Annotated in this window: 16 protein-coding genes and 1 pseudogene; 13 read left to right on the plus strand and 4 right to left on the minus strand. The window is 73.4% G+C overall.

Annotation, left to right across the window (positions count from 1 at the left end; translation table 11 throughout):
• Window position 1 precedes the first annotated feature (1 nt).
• Window positions 2–3964: a hypothetical protein gene (locus AB0G74_RS05800; RefSeq protein WP_361141133.1), complete on the minus strand. Its 3963-nt coding sequence runs from the start codon at window positions 3962–3964 to the stop codon at window positions 2–4.
• A 110-nt stretch (window positions 3965–4074) separates the two neighbouring features.
• Between AB0G74_RS05800 and AB0G74_RS05805 the strand changes: the two genes are divergently transcribed.
• The 4 genes from AB0G74_RS05805 to AB0G74_RS05820 all read left to right on the plus strand — a co-directional run bounded on the left by AB0G74_RS05805 (window position 4075) and on the right by AB0G74_RS05820 (window position 7234).
• A complete protein-coding gene (locus AB0G74_RS05805) occupies window positions 4075–5571 on the plus strand; it encodes a glycosyltransferase family 39 protein (protein WP_361141134.1) in 1497 nt (498 codons plus the stop codon).
• A gap of 21 nt (window positions 5572–5592) precedes the next feature.
• Window positions 5593–6069: a hypothetical protein gene (locus tag AB0G74_RS05810; protein ID WP_361141136.1), complete on the plus strand. Its 477-nt coding sequence runs from the start codon at window positions 5593–5595 to the stop codon at window positions 6067–6069.
• A gap of 48 nt (window positions 6070–6117) precedes the next feature.
• Entirely contained in the window at window positions 6118–6633 is a 516-nt protein-coding gene (locus AB0G74_RS05815; protein WP_361141138.1) for a GNAT family N-acetyltransferase, read from the plus strand.
• A 289-nt stretch (window positions 6634–6922) separates the two neighbouring features.
• Entirely contained in the window at window positions 6923–7234 is a 312-nt protein-coding gene (locus tag AB0G74_RS05820) for a 4a-hydroxytetrahydrobiopterin dehydratase (RefSeq protein ID WP_361141140.1), read from the plus strand.
• A gap of 18 nt (window positions 7235–7252) precedes the next feature.
• On the opposite strand, the gene AB0G74_RS05825 is transcribed toward AB0G74_RS05820, so the two are convergent.
• Both AB0G74_RS05825 and AB0G74_RS05830 read right to left on the minus strand, forming a co-directional pair.
• Entirely contained in the window at window positions 7253–7666 is a 414-nt protein-coding gene (locus AB0G74_RS05825) for an NUDIX hydrolase (protein ID WP_361141142.1), read from the minus strand.
• Window positions 7663–8325: an NUDIX domain-containing protein gene (locus AB0G74_RS05830; protein WP_361141144.1), complete on the minus strand. Its 663-nt coding sequence runs from the start codon at window positions 8323–8325 to the stop codon at window positions 7663–7665. Before AB0G74_RS05830 ends, AB0G74_RS05825 begins: the two co-directional genes overlap by 4 nt.
• A gap of 463 nt (window positions 8326–8788) precedes the next feature.
• Between AB0G74_RS05830 and AB0G74_RS05835 the strand changes: the two genes are divergently transcribed.
• The 6 genes and pseudogenes from AB0G74_RS05835 to AB0G74_RS05860 all read left to right on the plus strand — a co-directional run bounded on the left by AB0G74_RS05835 (window position 8789) and on the right by AB0G74_RS05860 (window position 14420).
• Complete coding sequence (locus AB0G74_RS05835; RefSeq protein WP_361141146.1) at window positions 8789–9298, plus strand: nucleoside-diphosphate kinase; 510 nt, start codon at window positions 8789–8791, stop codon at window positions 9296–9298.
• Window positions 9299–9403: 105 nt separating this feature from the next.
• Window positions 9404–9718 (plus strand): hypothetical protein, encoded by a 315-nt coding sequence (locus tag AB0G74_RS05840; RefSeq protein ID WP_361141148.1) that lies wholly within the window; start codon window positions 9404–9406, stop codon window positions 9716–9718.
• A 247-nt stretch (window positions 9719–9965) separates the two neighbouring features.
• The gene (locus AB0G74_RS05845) at window positions 9966–10631 is read left to right on the plus strand and encodes a hypothetical protein (protein WP_361141150.1); all 666 of its coding nucleotides are present in this window, start codon (window positions 9966–9968) and stop codon (window positions 10629–10631) included.
• A gap of 1235 nt (window positions 10632–11866) precedes the next feature.
• Window positions 11867–12082: pseudogene (locus AB0G74_RS05850) on the plus strand (hypothetical protein); the annotation flags it as partial.
• A gap of 2 nt (window positions 12083–12084) precedes the next feature.
• Window positions 12085–13497, plus strand: a complete 1413-nt coding sequence (locus AB0G74_RS05855; RefSeq protein ID WP_361141152.1) for a hypothetical protein — start codon at window positions 12085–12087, stop codon at window positions 13495–13497.
• A gap of 128 nt (window positions 13498–13625) precedes the next feature.
• On the plus strand, window positions 13626–14420 hold the full coding sequence (locus AB0G74_RS05860) for a methyltransferase domain-containing protein (RefSeq protein ID WP_361141153.1): 795 nt from the start codon (window positions 13626–13628) through the stop codon (window positions 14418–14420).
• 59 nt (window positions 14421–14479) lie between these two features.
• Here AB0G74_RS05860 and AB0G74_RS05865 read toward each other — a convergent pair whose 3' ends face one another.
• The gene (locus AB0G74_RS05865; protein WP_361141155.1) at window positions 14480–14923 is read right to left on the minus strand and encodes a hypothetical protein; all 444 of its coding nucleotides are present in this window, start codon (window positions 14921–14923) and stop codon (window positions 14480–14482) included.
• Between the two features lie 82 nt (window positions 14924–15005).
• On the opposite strand from AB0G74_RS05865, the gene AB0G74_RS05870 reads away from it, so the two are divergent.
• The 3 genes from AB0G74_RS05870 to AB0G74_RS05880 all read left to right on the plus strand — a co-directional run bounded on the left by AB0G74_RS05870 (window position 15006) and on the right by AB0G74_RS05880 (window position 19360).
• Window positions 15006–15695, plus strand: a complete 690-nt coding sequence (locus tag AB0G74_RS05870; RefSeq protein WP_361141157.1) for a GntR family transcriptional regulator — start codon at window positions 15006–15008, stop codon at window positions 15693–15695.
• Between the two features lie 308 nt (window positions 15696–16003).
• A complete protein-coding gene (locus tag AB0G74_RS05875) occupies window positions 16004–18526 on the plus strand; it encodes a dolichyl-phosphate beta-glucosyltransferase (RefSeq protein ID WP_361141159.1) in 2523 nt (840 codons plus the stop codon).
• Window positions 18527–18709: 183 nt separating this feature from the next.
• A complete protein-coding gene (locus AB0G74_RS05880; RefSeq protein ID WP_361141161.1) occupies window positions 18710–19360 on the plus strand; it encodes a hypothetical protein in 651 nt (216 codons plus the stop codon).
• The last annotated feature ends 117 nt before the right edge of the window (window positions 19361–19477 follow it).

The raw sequence follows: 19477 nt of genomic DNA on the forward strand, positions 1-19477 counted from the left end.
TTCAACAGACGTCGCGGTACGGCACCCCGGGCAGCCGGGCCGCCCACTCCCCGGGCTCCGGGCCGCCGCCCGCCCGGGCGCAGACCGCCCGTGCCGCGTCCTCGGTGGAGAGGGAGTAGACGCGGAACGGGGTGTCCGGGGTCGTCACCCGCAGCTCCCGCCCGCCCGGCGCGAACGCCAGCGCCAGCACATGCCCGTCGGCCGGGGGCAGCGGCGACCCGGCCGTGTCGGGCGCTGCGGTGTCCCAGATCCGCAGCGCGCCGTCCCGGTCCCCATGTGCCAGCCAGCGGCTGTCCGCCGAGAACGCCAGCCGGGGGGCCGTGCGGGTCGGGAGGCCGAGTTCGGAGTCCTGGAGGACCGCGACGCGTTCCCGGCCCGTACCGTCCCAGAGGGTCGTCCGGCCCAGGTCGTCGGTGACCGCGAGGAACCGGCCGTCCGGGCTGAACGCCGCCGCGTCGAAGTGGTCCTCACCCGGGGTGACGGTCTCGGTCCGGCCGGTCCCGGTGTCGACCAGTTTCCGGTTCTCGGTCAGGACCCGGCCGTTCGGCGCGGTCGCCAGCGGTATCCCGTAGTGCTCCTTCCGCAGGGTCGACCACCGGCGGGCCGCCACGTCGAGGACGTCCAGCGACTTGTGGTCGCGGGTGGAGCGGAAGACCAGGACGGTTCTGCCGCCGGACGACAGGCTCAGGCCGGGGAGGACATCCGGCGACAGGGGTACGGAGACGGTGGCCCCGGAGCCGAGGGCGCGGACCGCCACCGAGCCCGGGGCGTCCGGGTAGGCGAAGTGCCCGCCGTCCGGGCTGTACGCCGTGTCCCGGCAGGCGCCCCGGCACGGCTCGGCCCGCCGGGGCGCGGGGAGTTCGGTGACGGTCCGGGCGTCCGGGGAGTCCGCCGCGAGGCCGTAGAGCCGCCGGACGCCGTCGTACTCGACGGCGAGGGTCCGGCCGTCCGGCGCGTACTCGGCCGCGACGGCGGGCGCCGCCGACGGCCCGGCCCCGGAGACCGGCGGCCGGAACGAGAGAGTCCAGACGGACGCGCCGGGCAGCCGGGCGTCCCGGAACCGGATCGTGCCCTCCGCCAGATCGAGCGCGCCCTCCGAGACCATGGGGATCCGGGTGGCGACCCGCAGCACTCTGACGGGCTCGGCCCCCGCCGGCAGCCGCCACAGGGCGATCTCGTCGGAGGTGCTCGTGACGGCGTACTGATCGTCGCCTTCACCGTCGTACGCCGCGTACGCCCGGCCGTCGGTCGGGATCGGGCGCCGTTCGCGGCCCGTCCGGACGTCCCACAGCCGGATCGCGTCGTCCGTGGGGACCGCGATCGTCCGCCCGTCCGGAAGGAAGTCGTGCTCCTCCCCGGCACAGATCCCGGCCCGTGCCGCCCACGCGTCGCCGGGCGCACGGCGGCCGGTGGCGGTGTCCCACACCTGGAGCGGCCCTTCGTCCTTCGGGCAGAACGTGAGCAGCCGGGCGTCCGGCGAGACCCTGACCCGGCGCAGATCGTGCCGCTCGGGCCCGGTGGTCAGCCGCAGGCGCCCGGTGGCGGTGTCGTACAGCCGGGCCGGTTCGCCGTCCCGGTGCGTGACGAGGGTCCGGCCTCCGGGCCCGAACCAGGCTTCGTCGCCGATCGGTTCGAGTCGGGGGCGGGACGGCCCGTAGACCCTGTCCGTGGGGCGGCCGGCGAGCAGATCCCAGATCCGGATGCCGTCGTCGGCGTAGTACGCGACCTTCGTCGTGTCCGGGGAGATGGAGAGGATGTGATCGGCGTACCGCCCCATCCCGGGCAGGGCGGGCAGCTCGAACCGGCCCGGAATGTCCCAGCGTTCCGTCACGTCCGGGCTGATGGACGTCATGGTCCGCCCGTCGTCACTGAGCCGGGTCCACACATTGTTGACCTCGTTGGGGACATCGGGGATCGGCGCGGTGAAGACATCGGTGAACGGCTGGGCCGCCGCCGCGAACAGGGCGTCCCGGGTCTCCGGCGTCTCCGCGAGCCGCCACGCCGCGACACTGAGCCGCATCGCGGACCTCGGGTCGGTCGTCCGGCGGGCGTCGGCGACGGCCGCCAGCAAACGGGCCGCCGACTCGTCGGCGCGCCGCTCGCTGACCCGGCTCTGCTGCCAGGCCACGACCCCGGCGACGGCCGCGAGACAGAGGAGTACGGAGAGCGCGGCGATCAGTCCGCGCAGTCGCCGCGCGGCCCGTACGGCGGCCCGCGCCTCCCGGTCCCGGGCGCCGAGGGACGCGTCGAGAAAGCTCCGTTCGGCGGGGGTGAGCGGGACGCGGGTGAGCGGGAGGCGGTCGGCCGGTCGGCCGGGGGTGGTCCCGAGCGGGGTGGGCCGGGGCTGGGTGCCGTACGCAAGCTTGTACGTGAGCCCGGACGCGGGTCCGGACGCGGGTCCGGACGCGCCCGGGACCGCCCCGCGTGCCGATGCCGAAGCCGAAGCCGCGCCCGCGCCCGTACGGCGAGACCGCCTGCCCCGGAGCCGTAACACCGAAGGACCATCGCCCGCACTCCCGGAGAGGTCGCCGAACGCCTCCCGCGCCGCCTCCAGCTGGCTGCCCCGCAGCAGCGCGCCCGGGTCGCGGCCCAGCTCGGTCCAGACCCGCGCGCCCTCCGCGAGCCGGCGGCGCAGCCGCAGCAGCTCCCGGTCGGTGTCGATCCACGCCCGCAGCCGGGGCCATGCGGTCAGCAGCGCCTCGTGCGCGAGATCGACGGTGGTCCCGTCGACGGTGAGGAGCCGGGCCCGTACCAGCCGCTCCAGTACGGATTCGTAGCCGAACGACGCCAACTCGGCCCGGTCGGCCGGGCGCCGGGTGTCCTCGGTGCCCTCGCCGGGGGAGACCAGCCGCAGCAGCAGCGCCCGCGCGGCCTCCGCCTCGGCGGCCGTGAAGCCGCCGAGCACGCCTTCGGCGGTATGCGCGATGGCGCCCTGGACCCCGCCGACGGCCTCGTACGCGGCGAGGGTGAGGGTACGGCCCCGGCGGCGGCGCCACACCTCGCGCAGGGCGTGCGCCATCAGCGGCAGCCCGCCCGGTTCGTCGGCGACATCGGCCGTGATCCGGGCGGTGAGGGCCCGTTCCACGACCAGCCGGGCGGCGGTCGCGGGCCCGACGACGGCCTCCCGAATCTGTTCAGGACCCATCGGCCCGACCAGCAGGACGGAGTCCTTGAGGGCGGCCGCCAGGGCGGGGAGTTCGGCGCAGCGGCCGTAGAAGTCGGCGCGTACGGCGATCACGACCCGGGCGCCGCCGGTCAGCAGGAGTTCGGTGAAGGCGGCGCGTTCGGCGGGGTCGTCGCAGAGGGTGAAGACCTCCTCGAACTGGTCGACGACGACGAGCGCGCCCTCGGTGAAGAGGTTTTTGTGGGCGCGCGCCGGGGTGGCGCCGGGGGTCAGGATCCGGACCACGGACGGCGACGGGGGCGGCGGGGGCGTCACGGACGGCGTCGGCGCGTCCGCTCCCGGTCCCGTAGCGGCCCCGCCCCGTACGGCGGGCACCAGACCCGCCCGTAACAGCGACGACTTCCCGCTCCCCGAAGCGCCGACGAGCGCGGCGAACGGCCGCCGCCGTGTGAGATCGAGGAGTTCGGCGACCAGGGCGTCCCGGCCGAAGAAGCGGTCGCTGTCGTCGGGGCCGTAGCGGGCCAGCCCCGGATACGGCCCCGGGCCGTCGTCCGGCGCCCCGGGCCCGCCGTCCTCCGCGACGGACCGCCACCGCTTCTCCCAGTCGGCGGCGGCCTCGTCGTCGCCACCGCAGGCGGCTATGTACGCGAGGGCGACGGCGAGCGACGGCAGCCGTTCGCCGGAGGCGGCGGCGGAGAGGGTGGGCGCGGAGTACCCGGAGGCGCGGGCCATCGCGCGATACGTGGGCCCGCCCGCGAGCCGCCGGAACTCCCGCAGCCCGGACGCGAACCGCTGAACCGGACCGGCGTCCGGGTCCAGCGGTTTCTCCCGGCGTCCCATGGCACAGCCCCCCGTCCCCGGTGCCCCCGCACCGCATGGCGAGATTAGCCAATTGATGGGCCCGGGGCGGGGGCCTGCCTATCAACAGGGGTGCCGGTTGGACTCGGCACATGCTCGACACTCCGGTACGCCATCACGCTCCTTCCACCACCGTTGACAGGCAGGCCCCCGCCCCGGCCCCCGCCCCCGCTCCCGCCCGTGGCTCCGGCGCGTGGTGGGTCGCCCTGCCGCCCGCCGTGCTGATGCTCGCCCTCGGGCTGTGGGGCCTGGAACGCGACGGCGCGCTCTGGCACGACGAGGCCGTCAGCTACGACATGGCGACGCGTACGGTCCCGGAGATCTGGCGCACCCTCGGCACGGTCGACGCCGTCCACGGCCTCTACTACCTCCTGATCCACGCGGTGTTCGAGATCTGGGAACCCGGCGTCGTCCCGCTGCGGCTGCCGTCCGTCCTGGCGATGACCGCGACGGCCGCCGGGGTCGCGGTCATCGGCCGCCGCCTCGCGGGCCCGCGCGCCGGACTGCTCGCCGGTCTGCTGCTGCCGATGCTGCCGATCGTGCAGCGGTACGCCCAGGAGGGCAGGTCGTACGCGCTGGTGACGGCCTTCGCGACCTGGGGGACCTGGCTGCTGCTGCGGCGCCGGTGGACGGCGTACGCGATCGTGATGCTGATCGCCTGCCTGCTGCACGAGTTCGCGATCCTGGTGGTCGCGGCGCACGGGGTCACCCTGTGGCGGACCCGCCGTACGAAGGCGCTCCGGGACGGCCCCGGCGAGCGGCTGCTGGCCGTGGTCCGGGCACTGCCGTCCGGCTGGCGGATCGCGGCCTGCGCCGTCGCGGCGGGCCTGACGCCGCTGGCGGCCCTCAGCGTCACCCAGTCCCAGCAGGTCGACTGGATCGGCTTCCCCAGCACCCCGGCGCTCCTCATGGTCGCCATGATCGGCGTCCTGGCGTGGCTGGCACCCAGGGACCCGGCCCTCGCCGACGTACGGGAACTCGCCGTACCGATCATGGCGCTGCCGACGGCCGTCCTCGCGGCCGTCTCCGTCTTCGACCCGCTGTTCGTGGACCGCTACGTCCTCACCTACGCCATCGGCGCCGCCCTGCTCCTGGGCGCCGCGCTCGACCGCCACTGGACCCGGGCGCTGGCCGCCGGGGTGGCGGCGGCGACCCTGCTGACCCTGGCGGTCAACGGCCCGCCGCTACGCACCCCGGAGAGCCGCAAATCCGATATCCGGGCGGTCGCGGCGGCCATCTCGGCGGTCGCGGAACCCGGCGACGGCCTGCTCTTCACCCCCAACCGCCGCCGGGTCTACACCCTGGTCCACCCCTCGGAGCTGCACACCCTGAAGGACGTCTCCCTCGCCGCCCGCCCCCGCCCCTCGAACACCCTCTTCGGTACGGAACTCCCCCCGGCGGAGATCCGGGCGGCCATGCTCCACACGGACCGGATCGTCGCCGTCCAGGACCCGCGCGGGAAGCCGGTCGACCCGTTCCCGGAGGAGCGGGTGAAACGGGAAGTGCTGACGGAGTCCTTCACACTGCTGGAGGAACGGGTGGTGGACGACCTCCGGATCGGCGTCTACATCCGCAACGACCTGAGGTGACGGGCGTGACAACATGGGCCCGTGCCACCGCTGAACCACCCCGACGGGGCATACGCGATCACCGCCGTCTACGCGGGCGCCGACGCCTGGTACCTGGAACTGGACCTCGTCGCGGAACGACGCACCCTGGTGACGGCGATCGTGCCCGACGAGGACCCCGCGCGGGAGCCGACGGTCTGCTTCGACTCACCGGGACCGCACCACGACATCCCGTACCAGGTCATGCGGTGGTTCATGGCGGAGGTCGAGCGGGAGATCCGGTACGCGCGGGCCTGGACGCGGCTCCGCCCCGAACTGGTCGCGATCGTCCACCGGCTGCGACAGGAACATATGGGTGCCGTCGGCGACGACGAGTTCCCCGGGGTCTTGGCGGAGATCCGCGCGGAGGTCCCGGCGGCGGACCTGCCCGCCGTCCTGGTGGCCGCGTTCGGGCGGCTGCCCGACGGGTCGACCACGGACTCCCTCGACGCGCTGCTGGCGGCCGTCGACGGACCGTAGCCGAAAACCGCTGGTCCGGGCGGACGGCCGCGCGGCATCGTGAACCGTATGCACATCACCGAGTGCCGCGCCGAAGACATCCCCCTGCTCGACCAGTGCCTGCCCTCAGGCGAGGCGACCTCGTTCCACGCCCGGCGCTTCGCCCGCCAGACGGCGGGCACCAGCACCTATCTCGTCGCCTGGTCGGACACCCACCGCCCGATCGGCCACACCGAACTCCGCTGGACCGGCTGCGCGGCCGAAGAAGTCCGCGCCGCCGTCCTGGCATGCCCCGAGATCAACGCCCTCCTCGTCGCCGAACCCCTGCGCGGCACGGGCATCGGCACGACCCTGATCCACCACGCGGAACACCTCGCGTCACAGCGTTCGTTCCGCCGGATCGGCCTGGGCGTGGACCCCGACGGCAACCCCGGCGCGGCCCGCCTCTACACCCGGCTCGGCTACCGCCCCACGGTCCCCTACCTGGACCGCTGGTCCTACACCGACCACGACGGTACGGAACACCACCAGGAGGACCCGTGCGTGTTCCTGGTCAAGAGCCTCGGGGCGCTTCGCGGGGTGTGAGGGCGTCGCGACCGCGCGGCTGGCGACCGTGGTCGTTCGGCGGGGCACCGGAAGAGGGAGTGCGCCGGGACCTCGGCACCGGCCGGCTCGTGCCCCAGCGGGTACCGGTGAAGCCGTCCTCCGGCGCGCGGGCGACACCCCCGGCCGTTCGGGGACGGGACCCCGGCGGGCTGGGTAGCCTGCGACGCGGCGGGTGGTGGCGCGTCCGGCAGGGCAGGTGCTCCGGGCGGTCGTCGTGCGAGCCGTCCGCCGCCGTCGCTCGTCGTCAGAACCCGAAGAGGAGTAACCCATGGCCGCCACCCCGCTGACCGACGCCGAACTCGACCGGGCCCTGGGCGAGCTGCCCGGGTGGCGGGTCGAGGACGGCAAGCTGACCGCCGCCTTCAAGGTCGACCGGGGTGCCGTACCCGGGCTGTACGCGACCGTCGCCGCCGCCGAGGACGAGGCGAACCATCACGCCGTGGTGACCATCCTCTACGGGACCGTCACCTTCGGCCTCAACACCCATGACGCCGGGGACGCCATCACGGCCCTCGACACCGCCATGGCCGCCCGCCTCACCGCCATCGCCACCGAGCACGGAGCCACCCCGGCCGCCTGAGCCCCCACGGCCCGGTCGTCAGTCCGGCAGGGTCTCGTCCAGATAGCGCTGGACCGGCTCGAAGAAGCCGTACGGGACGTACGAGGCCAGCTCCGACCGCCCGACCCACGCCAGTTCCGCCAGGTCCTCCGGGTCGCCGACGCGGAGGGTGCCGCCGGTGACCTCGCACGCCGTGTAGGTCATCCGGCGGCCGGTCGCCGGATGGACGCGTTCGCCCAGGGGGCGGACGGCCGTGACGTCAAGGCCCGTCTCCTCCTTCGCCTCGCGGACGGTCGCCGCGCCGGGCGACTCGCCCGGCTCGATCTCCCCGGCCGGGAACTGCCAGGACAGCTCCCCTTCGCTCTTCCGGCGGCGGACCATCAGCAGTCTTCCCTCGTGGACCACGACCGCCGCCGCGATCCCCGGCCGGTTATCGGCTTCCTGCCGTGTCACTTCTGCTCCTCCAGGACGGCCAGTACGGGTGGAAAGATCGTATCGACGGGAATAAAGCGCGTCACCGAATTTATCGCTACCCACATGACGTCGATATTTTCAACGGTGTCCGAGTTCGTCGCGTCGCCCGTCAGGTATTCGCAGAGGAAGTATTCGCACAACACGCTGGTGACCGGGTGGAGCCGTTCCCCGAGCCGCCGCCGGACCCGGCAGTGCACCCCGGTCTCCTCCAGTGTCTCGCGGACCGTCGCCGCCTCCGGCCGCGCGCCGGGTTTGACGACGCCCGCCGGGAATTGCCAGGTGATACCGCTCTCCTGGCTGTCCCGTCGGCATACCAGCAGCACCGCGCGGTCGTGGATCACGACCGCGATCGCCACCCGCAGAGCCCGCGCCCCGAGCGGCCCCTGGACCCGGTCGCCGCCGAGTTCCCGCCCGGCCAGCAGGGCGAACCGCTGGCGGACCGCCGGGGTGGCCCGCTCGTGGACGGTGTCGAGGAGTTGCTGCATCTCCCGTCGCGGTACGACCCCGGGGTCCGCGTGCCAGCTCGCCACGGTCCGCACCCCGATGCCCAGTTGCGCGGCGAACTGCTCGTTCGTGAGGCGTAGCGCGGCCTGGAGCAGACAGGCGTACCGTCCGCTCCAGACGTCGACGACATCCACCCGCCCACGCCCCCTTCCGTGCCCTCGGCGTCCCCCGTCGTGGTGCAACGTCCGCACTGAAGGTGCACTCCGGCTGCACTGTCGCCGCATGGCGGGTCCGAGGGGCTCCGGAAAGAATGGTGCACACCGGAGGGGGCGGTCCCGTGAACGGTCCGATGGACGGGCCACGGAAGTGCCGGCTCCGGATGTCTTCCCGAATGCGAACATCGTCGCGCGATGGTGCCGCCGGTAACGGATATGATTTTAAAGGGGTTGCTGTGATCGATACCTCGATTGCCGCACTCTGGCCGGATAGCGCCTTTCACATTCACATACGCATTCACAGTGCAAAGGTTCGATCATGGGATTTCCCGCGGACCGGGAATCGGCCGACTACCCGTTCGGGTGAGTTTCCGCCGGTAGCCTCGGCACCGGCGGCCGTCGGGTCGTCACTCTGTCCGTGCACAGGATCGAAGGGACACCCATGGTTGAGGACCAGGCACATTCCGTCGAGCGCACACTCGTTCTGCTCAAGCCCGACGCCCTGGCGCGCGGTCTGGCGGGACGGATCATCTCCCGATTCGAGGACGCCGCACTGAAGATCGTCGGTACCAAGATGACGTGGATGGACGAGGAGTTCACCCGGCGCCACTACTTCGATCTGGAGGAGCGGCTCGGGGCCGAGGTCTACCGGTTCACGGCGACCTTCATGCAGCAGGGGCCGGTGATCGCCCTGGTGCTGGAGGGGTTCGACGCCATCGCCACCGTACGGAAGATCGTCGGCAGCACCTATCCGAACGAGGCCCCCTCGGGCACCGTCCGGGGCGACTTCTCGCACTACAGCTCCGCCGCCAGCGTCGCCTCGGGCAAGGCCGTGGCCAACCTCGTACACGCCTCCGGGAACAAGGCGGAGGCGGAGCAGGAGGTCGCGCTCTGGTTCGAGAAGGACGAGCTGCACGACTACAAGACGCTCGCGGAGATCTACACCTACTGAGTCCGGCACCCTCGGGCCGCCGGACGGTCGACTCCGGCGCCGCCTCGGGGGGCGCCGGAGCGTCGAACCGCATCGGACGCACCACCGAGACCGCCGAGAGGGATCATGAAGGACCAGACGCGTCCGGCACCCACCGAGGAGCTGGAGTCCGTCTACCGGGACGAGCTGTCGTCCGACCGGTGGGCCGCCGCCGAGACGTCGTACGCCCTGGCCGTACGCCACCGGGAGCTGGGCGACTGGCCCGAGTCCCGGGTCTGGGTACGGGCCTGCCTGCGGCTGCTGGACGGCTTCCCGGACCGGACGGAGGCGCAGGTCGCCACCCGCCGGACGGACGTCGGGGGCGTACCGCTGCCGACCTATCTGCACGAGGGGGTCGTCCGGGGGCGCTTCGGCGACCCGGGCCGACCCGGGCCCGGCTGACCCCGGCCCTGACGACGCGTGCCCCGGCGATCCGGACCCCGGCGATCCGGACCCCGGCGATCCGGGCCCTGACGACCCGGGCCCGGCTGATCCGGTTCCGCCGAGCCGGAGCCCGCGTACCGCGTACCGCGTACCAACGTCCCGCGCACCCCGACCCACCCAGGTAATCCACCGACCGGACCGGTTCCGACACCCCACGAAGCAGGTCCGGCGGTGCCGTCGTGCCCGAACGAGGAGGCGAGAGACCGTGCCCGTCGAGATCGAGATGCGTGCCCGTTTCACCCAGGACGTCCATGACCGGCTCGTCGCACTGCTGCGGCGCGACGGCGACGACCTGGGCCCCGACGACAAGCTGATCCACTTCTACGTACTCCCCGACCAGCTGCTCAAGGTCACCGAGAACATCTCCGCCGGAACCGCCAAGATCAGCCTCAAGGGGAGCCGGATCGGGCGGGGCGCGGCCTTCCCCGAGACCGAGTTCGGGCTCGCGCCCGACGACATTCCCACCGCCGTACGCCTCTTCGACGCCCTCGGCTACGCGGAGCACCGGCACGAGGCGTACACCCGGCGCCACAACTTCCGCTACGACGGCGTGGAGATCGCGGTCAAGTGGAGCGGGGCGTGGGGGCATCACGCCGAGTTCGAGGTACTGCTCCCCGACGGCGCGTCGGACGCCGCCCGCGCCGAGGCCGTCGTACGGATCACGGACGTGGCCGGCGCGCTCGGCGTGACCCTGATGACCGAGGACGAACTGACCGCCTTCACCGCCGCCTTCGAGGCCGGGGAACGGCAACGGAAGGAGCGCGAGGAGCGGGAGCAGCAGGAGGAGCGCGAGGAGCGGGAGGGACGGGAGCAGCGAGAGGTGAGCGACGGTCGCGAGGAGAGCGAGCGGTGGGCAACGGGCATCCGATAGCCGTACGGCGACGCCAACGGGAGGGCACGGCACTGATGAGGACGTCTTCCACCCCCGGCAGCCTGGTGGAGCTGGCCGCGCTCCGGCGGCTACCGGGCCACCAGTACATGGACCGGGCGACGGCGGAATGGATCGCCGCGCACCGGCCCGCGGCCCGGTCCCACTCGCCCCGGGCCGTGCTGCGGCCCGTCACCCGGGCGCTGGTACGCCGGGCCGGGCTGCCGCACGACTGGCTGGCCGAGCCCCGGCTGGCCGACTCGATCCACGGCGTACGGCACGGTCTGCGGACGGCGGCCCTGGCCGCCGTACTGGCCGAGGCGAGCGGGCTCGGCGCCGAAGACACGGCCGTGGCCGTGGTCGCGGCGGCCGTCCACGACTGTCGCCGCCACCACGACCGCGACGACCCCGGCCACGGGGCCCGCGCCGCCGACTGGCTGACGGCCCAGGCGGACACCGTCTGGGACCGGTTCGGCCTGGGCCCGCCCCGGCCCGCCGACCTGTTCCGGGCGGCGACGGCGGTACGTCTGCACGACGTGCCGTACGGCGAGTTCGCCCCGGCGCCCGGGGGTGCCCCGGACGCGCTCACCGGCCGGTGCCCGGCGGACGGAGCCGGGGGGCCGCGCGCCTTCGGCCCGGGGACGGTGTGCGGGGCGCAGGGGGCGTGCAGGTCGTGCGGGTCGTACGGGTCGTGCGGGTCGTGCGGGTCGTGCGGGTCGTACGGGTCGTACGGCGAGGCTTCGGGTACGACGGCCGGGCCGGGCGCGTCCGGCAGCCCCGCCGCGTCCGGTGTCCCGGACAGCTCCGCCGGGTGGGCCGGACCCGACCACCCGGGCGGCTTATGGGACCCCGGCGGCCGTGACGGCCCCGGCGGGCCCGAGCCCGCCGGGGCCGGTCGCCGTCCGGCGGCGGAATCGGGTGGATCGGTCGTCGGTCCGGGCCAGCGGGGGCCGGACGGGGCGACGGTCGGCCCGATGAGCCGTACGGGACATACGGGACGTACGGGCGGTACCGCCGTCGCGCGGGCGGCGACCGGCACTCCGGGCGCCCCGCGCCCCGCCGGAACCGCCGGAACCGCCGGAACCGCCGGAACCGCCGGGCCCGCCAGGCCCGCCAGGTCCACCGGGTCCACCGGGCCCAGCGGAACCGCCGGGTCCACCGGGCCCGCCGGACTCACCGCGCCCACCCCGATCGCCGACGCGATCCACGCCTATCACCGCGACCGCGTCACCGCCGCCGTCTGCGACATCGTCAAGGCCGCCGACGCGCTCGACCGCTACCGGCTGCCGAAGACCCGCTGGTGGCCCGACGGGCGGCAGGTCCGGGTGCCCGCCTTCGACGCCTTCCGGCCGCTCGCCTTCGAACTCGTCGTCGTCTCCGAGCGGGCCCAGCTCGCCGGAGCCGACGGCACGGCCGCCGTCCTGTACGCGCTGGCGGAGAAGGACATCGCCTGACCATGGAACTCTTCGACGCGTACCGGCCCTGGGCCGACGCCCATGTGTTCTTCGACGCCGCCGGGGTCCCGTTCACCGGGCCCGCCGCCGACGACCATCTGTCCCGGCAGACCGCCGCCTGGGAGCGGCGGCTCGCCGAGTCGCCCAACGGGCATCTGCTCCGGCACAACGCCCTCTTCGACGCGCTCAGCGGCGGCGGCCGGATCCATCTGCTCCATGTCACCCACGCCCTGGAGCGGATCAGCCGCCAAGGGGTGCTCTACCCCTCCGGCGGCTGTCTCGTCGGCAGCGTCTACTGCGCGCCGCTGACCGCCACCGACCGCGGCCTCCGGATGCACAACCTGGCCGAGTACATCCTTACCAAGGAGGCGCCCGCCTTCCTCGCCCGGCTCGGGGTCACCGACCGCGTACCGACGCCGCTGGTCTTCGAGATCGACGTACCTCCGCACGCCTACCGGGGCCTGGCGGGCGTCGACTACCTCCGGCTCGGCCTGATCCATCTCGGGATCTACCGGCATCTGGAGTATCTGCTCGGTACCGACGAACGGCACCGGCTGCGGGACGCCGTCGTCGCCCGGGTCCGCGACTCGGCCGTCTTCCTGGCCACCTCCGCCGCCGTCACCCACCGGGGGTCGCGCCACCGGGGGACCCGGATCGCCGCCGGGCCGTATCTGCGGCTCCTCGCGGACGCCGTACCCCGGCTGCCCATCCTCGGCTATCTCTACTTCGAGGCGATCTCGGAGTATCTGATGCTCCACTCGACCTCACCGCGGACCCGGCGCCTCGCCGACGTCGGCGAACTGAACAACTGGCTCTACAAAGAGGTCCTGTTCGCCTCCTACCCCGATATGGCGGGCAAGTTCGATCTCGCCGCGTTCCATCCGAGGCCCGAACGGCTGCCCGGACTCCTCCGCCGGATCGACCCCGGCATCGACCCGGCGCACGCCGCCGACTACCTCGTGGAACGGATCAGCCATCTCGTCGCGGCCCGGCTGATCGCCCCCGGCGGCGTACCCAGCGCCTGGCACCACACCCGCTGGGAGTTCGACGCCCTCGCGCCCCGGTTCGGGCCGCTGCTGGGGCATCTGATCCACCGCGAACTGCGCACCTTCGGCCGCTATCCCGACTTCTACTTCTACTTCGACCAGTACAAGGCGCTCCAGGCGTGGAACTACTGGAACCACATGGGCATCGTCGCGCCCTTCAACGGCACCATGCCCAAGGGCGAGGTCGGCATCAACCCGGCCTACCCCCACCTCGGCTACCGCGTCTGGCGCGCCGAACGCGACGACACCGGCCATGTGCACCCCGTCGAGGAACTGCCGCTGACGATCGCGCCCCGGCTCGTGGACATCAAGTACACGCTGATGCGCAACAACCAGTGGGCCGCGCCCACGCCCAGCGCCGCCGCCTGACCCGCGATCGCCGATCCGTGACCCGTGACCCGCGATCCGTGGTCGGCGGTCCGGGATCCGATCGCGTACGGCCCCGTTCGTACGGCCCGACAACCCCGACCCCCCTTCGACAGGAGAGGAGATCCGTCATGTGCGCATCCGACCAGCCGCCCGAAACCACTGCCCATACCCGTACCGGGACCGAAACCGAGAGGGATCCCGCCGCCGCGGCCGACCGGCTCGGCGAGCGGATCGCCGAGGTTCTGTCCGACCCGGTCACCACCCACGGCCTGGCCCGCGCCCTGCGTACCGCCGCCAGGGAGCTGGAAGTCCACCGCCACCATCTCGCCGGACGCGGGTCCCGGCCCGGCGGCCGGATCGAGCAGCGGCCCGCCCGGGTCCAGATCGGCGGCGGCGCCCATCGCGTCGACGGCTTCTTCCACATCGACGCCCGGCCGCCCGCCGATCTGCTCTGGGACGTCCGTGAGGGCCTTCCGCTCCAGGACGGTTCCGTGGAGCTGCTCTTCTCGGAACACTTCCTGGAGCACATCGACTATCCCCGGTCCGCCAAGCGGTACGCGGCCGAGGCCCACCGCGTCCTGCGGCCCGGCGGCCGGATCGTCACCGGCGTCCCGGACGCGGCCTTCGCCCTCGGCCGCTACTACGGGCCGCTGGACCCCGTCGACGAGACGATCGAGCGGTGGTACGCCCGGCGCGACTGCCGGCCGCACATCAACACCCGGCTCGACCTGGTGAACCTGGTCTTCCGGGACCAGGACGACGACCCCCACTACACCCCGCACCTGTGGGCGTACGACCACGAGAAGCTCGTCCAGCTCTTCACCGAGGCCGGGTTCGCCACCGTCGAGCCCTGGGCCTTCGACCCGGCGATCGCCAATCCGAAACGGAGGTGGGGGAGCGTGTACGTGATCGCGACGCGGTAGCCCCTCCGGCCGCGTCCCCGGGGCCGGGTCCACGGGCCCGGCCCCGGGCCCCGTACCGCTTACTCCAGGGGTTCTACCTCGACGAACCGGAGCCCGCGTTCCCCCCGGTACAGCAGCGCGTCCCAGCCGCCCGCCGCCTCCAGGGCCGAGACACAGGCCCGGAGCCGGGTGACCGCCTCGTTCCGGGCCCCGCTCCCCGGCGGGCCCAGCCATTCGACCCGGGCCGTACCGGGGCGCGGCCCGGGGGATACCCGGTAGCCCGTGGCGGCGCGTTCGCCCGACGGGCCGACGGCCGACGGGGGCAGGCCCGCCGCCTCCAGGGTCAGGGCCACCGCCCGGACCGGTTGATTCCGCTCCCAGGCCGCCGGTACGGCACCACTGAGGCGACGGATCTGGAGCAGGCCCGCATAGGCCGTCCGTACCTCCGCCGCACGTGTCACCTCGGTATTCGTACCGGAGCCGACCGGTCCGTCACCGGTCTCCGGCTCGAAGACGTCCGCCATCGTTCCCCCTCATCCGCTCACCTCGTACTCACGCGGGGCTGGCCTATCGTGTCCGGAACCCCCGGCGAAGGAGAAGCCACTGATGCCCGGTCCCGGCAGCACCCCGGTCACCCGCAGCACCCTGCGGCAGCAGATCGCGGACGCGTTGCGCGACGAGGTGCTCGCCGGACGCCTCCAGCCCGGCCAGGAGTTCACGGTCAAGCAGATCGCCGACCAGTACGGGGTGTCGGCGACGCCCGTCCGGGAGGCGCTGGTCGACCTGTCCGCGCAGGGGCTGCTGGAATCCGACCACCACCGGGGCTTCCGGGTCCACCAGTTCACCGTCGCCGACTTCCGGGACATGGTGGAGACCCGGTCGCTGGTGATCGACGGAATCATCCAGCACGCCACCCGGGAGGGCCGTACGACGGTCAACGCGGTCTCCGTCGCCCCGGTCCGCCGCCGGGCCGAGGAGGCCGACCGGGCCGCCCGCGGCGGCGACCTCGACATTCTGATCGGCTACGACCTGCGGTTCTGGCGAGAGCTGGGGACGATAGTCTCCAATCGCTATATCTCGGACTTCCTCCATCAGCTTCGGGTACAGATCTGGGTCTTCGCCATGCCCCACCTACGCATCGAGCCGGACGTCCGGCGCTGGCTCTTCAGCGGTTACGAAGACCTGGTCAACGCCCTGGTCGTCGGAGAGCTGGAGGTCGCGCGCGGGGTTCTGAACAGCTACCACCAGCTGTCCCTGTCCTGGGCCGACCGGCTCGACGAACGGTTCACGTCATGACCAATCCCCCCGTCCCGGACACCGAACCGGGCTCATCCCTGCCGCCACGGGCCGCCGCCGCGTCGGCCACTCCGGTGACCGCCACTCCGGTGACGACGGCCCCGAGCGCGCCAGACACGGCTACGGCCCCGGGCTCTGCTACGGCCCCGGGCTCTGCTGCGGCCCCGGGCGCACCCGGCACGGCTACGGCCCCGGACACGGCCGAGGTCCCGGCGCCGGTCCCGACCCCGGCCCCCGCCGGAGACGCCGCCGCGGGAGACGATCCGGCCACCACCGGCGGCCCCGTTCGCCGGGGCACCGGCGGGGACGTGGACCTCAGCATCGTCGTACCCGCCTACAACGAGTCCGGCCGGCTGCTGCCCACCCTGCGCGCCATCCGCGACCACCTCGACACCGACCCCGGCCGCTGGGGCTCCTGGGAACTGATCGTCGTCGACGACGGCTCCACCGACGACACCGCCGGCATCGCCCGCGAGGCCGCCGCCGACGACCCCCGGATCCATCTCGTCGCCGCCCCCGTCAACCGCGGCAAGGGCCACGCCCTGCGGCTCGGCGTCCTCGCCTCGTACGGCCGCCGGGTCCTCGTCACCGATGCCGACCTGGCCACCCCCATCGAGGAGCTGGACCAACTCGACCGGCTGCTCGACGAGGGCGACGCCGACGCCGTCATCGGCTCCCGCGCCCTGCCCGACTCCCGGATCGACGTCCACCAGTGGCGCGGCCGGGAGTGGCTGGGCCGGGCGGGCAATCTGCTGATACGGCTCATCGCCGTACCCGGTCTCCGCGACACCCAGTGCGGCTTCAAGCTCTTCGACGGCGACCGGGCCAGGGCCGCCTTCGCCGCGTCCCGGCTCGACGGCTGGGCCATCGACGTGGAGATCCTGCGCCACTTCCGCCGCTCCGGCTGGCCCGTACTGGAGGCCCCGGTCCGCTGGTCCCACCGGACCGGCTCCAAGGTCCGGCCCCTCGACTACGGACGCGTACTCGGCGAACTGGTCCGGCTGCGGACCGCCGCCGTAACCCGGGCCGACCTCGCCGTCGTGGCGCTGTTCTGCCTGGCGTCCCTCTTCCTCTACCAGAACCTCTGGTTCGACCTCGACCGCGGCTATCTCACCGATGCCGGGCAGGACCAGAACCAGTGGGAATGGTTCTTCGCGGTCACCGCCGACAATGTGACCCACCTCCGGAACCCCCTCTTCACCCACGCCCAGAACGCCCCCGACGGCGTCAATCTGATGGCGAATACGGTGATGCTGGGGCTCTCCGTCCCCCTGACCCCCGTCACCCTGCTCCTGGGCCCCACCGTCACCTGGGCCCTCGTCCTCACCTTCGGCCTCGCCGCCACCGCCGTCGCCTGGTACTGGCTGATCATCCGCTGGGTCACCCCCGGCCGCCGGGCCCCCGCCGCCCTCGGCGCCGCCGTCGCCGCCTTCGCGCCGCCGATGATCTCCCACGGCAACGCCCACCCCAACTTCCTCGTCCTCTTCGTCCTGCCGCTGATCGTCGACCGCACGCTCCGGCTCTGCGCGGGCCGCGACGTGGTCCGCGACGGAGTGGTGCTCGGGCTGCTGGCCACGTACCAGATCTTCATCGGCGAGGAGCCGCTGCTGCTCGCCGCGATGGGCCTGCTGCTCTTCGCCCTCTTCTACGCGCTGCTCGACCGCGAGGCCGCCCGCCGCTCCTGGCGGCCCCTGCTGCGCGGTACCGGGATCGGGCTCGCGGTCTGTCTGCCGCTCGTCGCCGGACCACTGGCCTGGCAGTTCTTCGGACCCCAGAGCTATTCGGGGGTCATGCACAGCCCGGAGACGTACAACAGTCCGCGCGCCTTCCTCGAATTCGCCGGCCGGTCCCTGTTCGGGACGGACGAGCGGGCCGATCCGCTGGCGATGAACCGCACCGAGCAGAACGCCTTCTACGGCTGGCCGTTGCTGCTGCTCGCCGGGGCGATCGTGGTCCGGCTCTGGCAGCGCACCCTGATCGCGGCGCTGGCACTGACCGCCGGGGCCGCCGCGCTGCTCTCCCTCGGGACGGACATCCCGGTCCCGTTCACCTCGATCACCCTGCCGGGGCCGTGGACGCCGCTGGGGGAGGCGCCGCTGCTGGAAGCCGTGATCGAGTCCCGGATCGCGATGATCTGCGCACCCGTACTCGGCATGATCCTCGCGGTGGCGACGGTGGCCGCGACGGCTTCGCTCACGGGGACGGCACCCGGGGCCGCTGCCGGGGCTCCGTCCGTTTCCGGGGCCGGGGTCGCGCCCGGGGCGGGAACGGACGCCCGGAGGTCCCGGTTCCGCGATCCGGCCGTCTCCGCGCTCGGCGCCGCCGCCCTCGCCGCCGCCCTCGTCCCGATCCTCCCCACCCCCTACCAGGTACGGGAACGGGAAGAGGTGCCCGCCTTCATCGCCGACGGCACGTACCGCCGCTACCTCGGTCCCGGCGAATCCCTGGTCACCGTGCCGCTGCCGAACACCGGCGACGCGGACGCCCTCTACTGGCAGTCCTCCCACGGCTTCGACTTCCCCCTCGCCGGGGGCTACTTCGTGGGCCCCTGGGGACCCGACGACCTCGGGATCTACGGCGCCGTGCCCCGGCACACCTCCCAGCTCCTCGACCGGGTCGCCGACAGCGGCGAGATCCCCGGCATCGGCCCGCTCCAGCGCGAGCAGGCCAGGGCGGACCTCGCGGAGTGGTCGGCGGGTGTGGTGATCCTGCCGCCGCAGTACAACGAGGACGCGCTGCAACAGACCCTGGAGGCGTTGCTGGGGCGGCCCGGGACCTGGATCGGCGGGGTGCTCGTCTGGGACGTGGGGGCGCCGGGCCCGTCCCGGTGATCCCAGCGACCCTCTCGCTCCCGGCGACGGTCCGTCCCGGCGACCCTCTTCGCGGCGGGCCCGGCGGAGCTTAGGCTGGTGCGGCGCGGCCGCCGGACGGCGACCGCGCGAACCGCGCACCAGCTCCGCCGTCCCGCCGTTTCCGCCGCCCGAGCGATTCCTCCGTGGAGAGCGAGCCCTTCCTTGGCCTGTGACCTGTGGCTGGTCCCCCTCGTCGACGTCCTCTGTCACAGCCCCGACAACCCCTTCGCCGAAGAGCTGGCCGTCTACGACCAGGCGCTGACGGCCGCCGGGCTCCCCACCGTCCCCGTCTTCGCCTATATGCCGGGACTATCCGGCGATGTCGCCCCGGTCGCCGCGTTCGACTACGACGCCCTGCACTTCCTGCGCCGCGCCTACCTCCTCCAGCTCTGCGGCCTCGCGGTCACCCCGGTCGACGAACTCGGCGGCGACTACGAGCAGCTGCTGGAGATGTTCGAGCCGACGGCCCAGCGGTCGCACCTGGTCTGGCACTACGACCACGCGGGCGCGTACGTCCCCGTCGACTTCGCCGCCCCCCTCTCCAACGACGAACTCCTGGAGGGCGGCGGACCGCTGGGCTCCACCCAGGGGCTGCTGCGGGAGCTGGAGTACGTCGCCCCGGCGATCGGCATCCACCCGGCGAACCCGCCCGCCCCGCCGAGGGCGCCGGAACGCGGCACCGCCCCGGAGGAACCCGCGGCCCCGGTGGCGTACGACGACGGCCCCTTCGCCCGTGAGCGCCATGTCTGGCTGGGACTCCACGCGGCGGCCACCCGGAGCCTCGCCCAGGGGTCGATGATCGTCTTCAGCTGAGCCGTACGGACGGGTCCGATCCGGTCGGCGCACGGCTACCACGGCCCTGAGCTGCGGCTTAACGCCGTCCCCGCGCCCGGTGCCGGGACCGGGGCGTGAGGCCCCGGTGGCGTACCG

It is taken from the genome of Streptomyces sp. NPDC020875 (assembly GCF_040641415.1).
Lineage (GTDB): Bacteria > Actinomycetota > Actinomycetes > Streptomycetales > Streptomycetaceae > Streptomyces.

What these genes read in the sequence shown, in the direction of transcription:
- AB0G74_RS05800 (WP_361141133.1), bottom strand. Translation starts at nt 3,964, where the DNA reads ATGGGACGCCGGGAGAAACCGCTGGACCCGGACGCCGGTCCGGTTCAG.
- AB0G74_RS05805 (WP_361141134.1), top strand. Translation starts at nt 4,075, where the DNA reads ATGCTCGACACTCCGGTACGCCATCACGCTCCTTCCACCACCGTTGAC.
- AB0G74_RS05815 (WP_361141138.1), top strand. Translation starts at nt 6,118, where the DNA reads ATGCACATCACCGAGTGCCGCGCCGAAGACATCCCCCTGCTCGACCAG.
- AB0G74_RS05820 (WP_361141140.1), top strand. Translation starts at nt 6,923, where the DNA reads ATGGCCGCCACCCCGCTGACCGACGCCGAACTCGACCGGGCCCTGGGC.
- AB0G74_RS05835 (WP_361141146.1), top strand. Translation starts at nt 8,789, where the DNA reads ATGGTTGAGGACCAGGCACATTCCGTCGAGCGCACACTCGTTCTGCTC.
- AB0G74_RS05840 (WP_361141148.1), top strand. Translation starts at nt 9,404, where the DNA reads ATGAAGGACCAGACGCGTCCGGCACCCACCGAGGAGCTGGAGTCCGTC.
- AB0G74_RS05855 (WP_361141152.1), top strand. Translation starts at nt 12,085, where the DNA reads ATGGAACTCTTCGACGCGTACCGGCCCTGGGCCGACGCCCATGTGTTC.
- AB0G74_RS05860 (WP_361141153.1), top strand. Translation starts at nt 13,626, where the DNA reads ATGTGCGCATCCGACCAGCCGCCCGAAACCACTGCCCATACCCGTACC.
- AB0G74_RS05865 (WP_361141155.1), bottom strand. Translation starts at nt 14,923, where the DNA reads ATGGCGGACGTCTTCGAGCCGGAGACCGGTGACGGACCGGTCGGCTCC.
- AB0G74_RS05870 (WP_361141157.1), top strand. Translation starts at nt 15,006, where the DNA reads ATGCCCGGTCCCGGCAGCACCCCGGTCACCCGCAGCACCCTGCGGCAG.